At 73.1% G+C, this 3,723-nt stretch carries 2 protein-coding genes; both read right to left on the bottom strand.

The window, feature by feature from the left end:
- The coding region (locus ACFW1A_RS39395; RefSeq protein ID WP_380418322.1) for an ATP-binding protein at positions 1-1,399 on the bottom strand (1,399 nt) is incomplete at its 3' end.
- Between the two features lie 418 nt (positions 1,400-1,817).
- Entirely contained in the window at positions 1,818-3,551 is a 1,734-nt protein-coding gene (locus tag ACFW1A_RS39390) for a peptide-N4-asparagine amidase (RefSeq protein ID WP_380418320.1), read from the bottom strand.
- Positions 3,552-3,723: the final 172 nt, after the last annotated feature.

Here is a 3,723-nt window from a genome sequence, read left to right as displayed (position 1 = left end):
CCGCGGGCCCGGCCGCCACCGGTGCGGGCGCCGCGGCGGGGGCCGCCGGCACCGCCTCCGCGGCCTCCGCGGCCCGCGCCGCGTGCACCGCCGCGCTCCGCTCGGCCCGCCGCTGGTCGTCCAGGTCCGCGGTGCTGATCCCGTCCTGGTGCAGGGCCTCGCGCGGCAGCACCACCATCGCGCTGATCCCGCCGCCCTGCCCGTTCTCCCGCAGCTGCACCCGGATCCCGTGCCGGGCCGCCAGCCGGGCCACCACGAACAGGCCCATGCTGCGCCCGCTCAGCGCGCCGGCCAGCAGCGCGTCGCGGCGCTGCGCGGGGTCGCTCGACACCGGCTCGGCCAACTGCTCGTTCAGCGCGCGCAGCCGCTCGGCGGGCAGGCCGATGCCCCGGTCGTTGACCGAGACCATCAGCTCGCCGTTGTCCAGGAGCCAGCCGCCAACCTCCACCTGCTCCTGCGGCGGCGAGAACGCGGTGGCGTTCTCCAGCAGTTCCGCGAGCAGGTGGCTGGTGTCGTCGGCGACCGCACCGGTCAGCCGGACCGCGGCCAGGAAACCGAGCTTGACCCGTTCGTACCGCTCGATCTCGGAGACCGCGGCCCGCACCACGTCCAGCAGGGTGACCGTCTTGCGGCCGCGCTGGCTGTTCTCCAGTCCGGCCAGCAGCAGCATGTTCTCGCTGTTGCGGCGCATCCGGGTGGCCAGGTGGTCGAGCCGGAACAGGCTCTCCAACTGCGCGGAGTCGGCCTCCCGGCCCTCCAGCGCCTCGATCAGCACCAGTTGCCGCTCGACCAGGGTCAGCGTGCGCATCGCCAGGTTGACGAAGGTGGCGTCCACGCTGCCCTGCAGTTCGTCGCGCTCCTTGGTCAGCGCGTCCCGTTCGGCGAGCAGCAGCTCGCACTCGCGCAGGAGTTGCTCCTGCCGCTCGTCGCTCTCCTGCCGCAGCGCGGCCGCCTCTTCGACCCGGCGCGCGAGCTCCTGCTGGGCCCGCTGCAACTCCTGGTGCTCCAGCAGCAGTTGCTGGCGCTCGCCGTTCAGCGCCTGGGCCAGGGTGGCGTTGGTGTCCCGCTCGGCGCTCAGCCGGTTCCGCTCCTCGAGCAACCCGCCGCGCTCGTCCAGCAGTTGGGCCAGGCTGCGGGCGGCCTGGTCGCGCGAGCGCTCCAGCGGTCGCGCGGTGATCCGGCGCACCGCCACGGCCGTGCCACCGACCAGCACCACGGCCGCCGCGCCGCCGACCGCCCAGAGCTCGGAGCCGCCGTGTGCGGTGGCCGCACACCCCGTGAGGCCGGCGAGGGCCGGCAGCGCGACCAGGGCTCTGGTCAGCCGCCGGGCGGGTCGGCCCGGTCGCGAGGGGCCGCGCGGCGGCGTCGGAGTCGGGTGCTCGGGCGACGGGTTCGGCAAGGGCTTCTCATTCTCGTCAACGCTTCAAGTCATCAAGGCCGTGCCAGCCTTGATCGCACTCTCAAAAGACGGCCGCACCCCGTTCCGCCGCTGACACCCGCACGAGTGAAGCGCAGAACACACCGGAGAACAAGATCAACTCGAATGTCGGACTTGTTCGATCATCCGAACGCCACTCCGGCAGCGGCAGGTTTCCGCAGGTCACCACTGCACCGTCGGCGCCACGGTCGAACCCCGCGAAGGGGCCGGTGTGACGGAGATCTCACCCATTGCGGTGAGTCGTTCCACCGTGGGCTGACGGCCCGCCAAGGAGGCCCCGGACGGGGCCTCCCCGACTCCCTTAAGAGAGCCGTAAAGGCTCGTCAGATCGGCTCGGAACTATCGGGTGCGTACTGTTCCTGAAGGCTTTACGCCCGGGTCACCGGCATTCACCGTTGCCTTCCGAAGAGACCGAGGTGCTGACCCGATCCTCGGTCAGGTAGCCGTGGTCCGCGCTCAGCAGGTGGTCGTAGCAGCCGCCGTCCACCGTGCCCCGGTAGTGCTCGGTCGCACTGCCGTCGGCCTGCACCGTCGTCGTGCCCTGGCGCTCCAGCACGCCCTGGGCGGTCAGCCGGTCGCTGGTGCTCGCCTGCGGCAGCCAGCGGCCCTCGCCGTGCCGGGCCTGGTCCAGCAGTTCGCGGGCCACCGTGACCTGACCGCGGACCAGGAAGCCGTCGGCGCTGGGCACGTAGCTGCTGGTCACGTCCAGCGGGTAGGACCAACTGGCGCGCTGCTCGGTGCGCGGACCGCGGCCGTCCCGGTCGGTGCTGGTGACGGTCCAGCCGCTGTCGCGCTGACTGGTCACCTGGGCCTGGCCCTGCTGGCTGAGCGTGTCGGTGTTGCGGTACTCGCCGTGGTGGTCGATCCGGGTGCTGATCCGCCCGCGCGAGGTGTCCACGTACCCCGCCACCGTCCAGTCCCGGGTGGCACTGACGGTGATCAGCTCGCTGCCGTCGGCCTGCGCGGTCTCGGTGGTGGCGGGCTTCGGGTCGGCGGTCACGGTGTCGGTGGTGACGGCGCCGCCGGTCCGGGCGAGCAGCGGGTCGGTGTCCAGGAAGAGCGAACCGTCCACCGTCCAACCGTCGCTGATCCCGGCCGGCGGGACGATCGACACGGTGTGCGCGGCGCCGTCGGTCAGGGTGCCGGCGAACGGGGTCAGGTCCACCTCGTACGGCTGGGTGCGGAACGCGTCGATGCCGGGGATCGGCCGCCACATCAAGGGGCTGATCCCGCCGGTGTAGATCGCCGGGAACGGCTGCACCGTCCCCGCGAGCCGGCCGTCCACCAGCACCTGCACCTCGCGGTAGGTGCCGCCGCCGCACATGCCCCAGTCGGGGTGGGCCGCGGCGACGTCGTCGGGCACGTTGGAGTACCAGAACTCCTCGCAGCCGCCGCCGCGGGCGTAGACCTGCAGCTTGGCGGCGGTGAGGTTGCGCGGGAAGTGCAGCGCGGCGGTCGCGGTCTGCCCCTTGGACAGCGTCCACCAACCCGGCGCGGTGCTGGACTGCGAGACCGGGAGCACCTGGTCGGCGGTGGCCGCGGCCGGGTGGGCCCGGTCCGCCTGGTAGTAGGTGACCGTCATGGTCATGTGGTAGACGCCGGTGTACGTCCCGTTGACGATGTTGCCCAGGTCCACCACCAGCGGCTGCGCGGTGCGCAGCAGCGGGACGAACGGGGTCAGGTCCTGGTCCACGTGCCAGCTGATCCCGGACGGGTCGGGCTCCGGCGTGCTGGTGCGGAACACCTCGGCGCCGCCGATCCAGACCCCGGCGAGCCGGTCGTACTGGCGGCCCGCGACGCTGCCGGACCAGTCCAGGACCACCTTGTTCCACGGCCCCGCGCAGTCCGCGGGCGGGGTGAGGGTGGCGGTGAACGGCTGCCCGTAGCTGTTGGCGAAGTCGTGCTGCATCGCCGTGACCGTGCAGTGCCTGGTGTCCGGGCGGGACACCGGCGGCAGGGCCGTCGCCGGGTTGGCGTAGTCGGTCTCCACGTGGGCGGGAGCGGCGGCGGCGGTCGCGGCAACGGGGGTGGCGAAGGCGGCGGCCGCGGCGAGCGCGAAGGCGGCCAGGGTGCGGGCCGCCGTGGCGAGGGTGCGAGAGGAGGGTGTCAGCACGGTTGGCATGTACTCACAAGGTCGTGAGCAGTGTCAAGAGGTCGGCACGGGGCGCTTGTTGACGCAGGGACCGGTGGGCCGGAACGGACGACGGCGCCGACGGTGCGGGGGGGGCCGGCGGGGCCGGGGGTGGGGGGGGGGAGTGGCGCGCGTGCAGCTGGGGCGCCCGTGC

Source organism: Kitasatospora sp. NPDC058965 (genome assembly GCF_042741245.1).
In the GTDB taxonomy this organism is placed as follows: domain Bacteria; phylum Actinomycetota; class Actinomycetes; order Streptomycetales; family Streptomycetaceae; genus Kitasatospora.
Note: the sequence above shows the minus strand (reverse complement) of the source record. Positions and strands in the feature narration are given on the sequence as shown.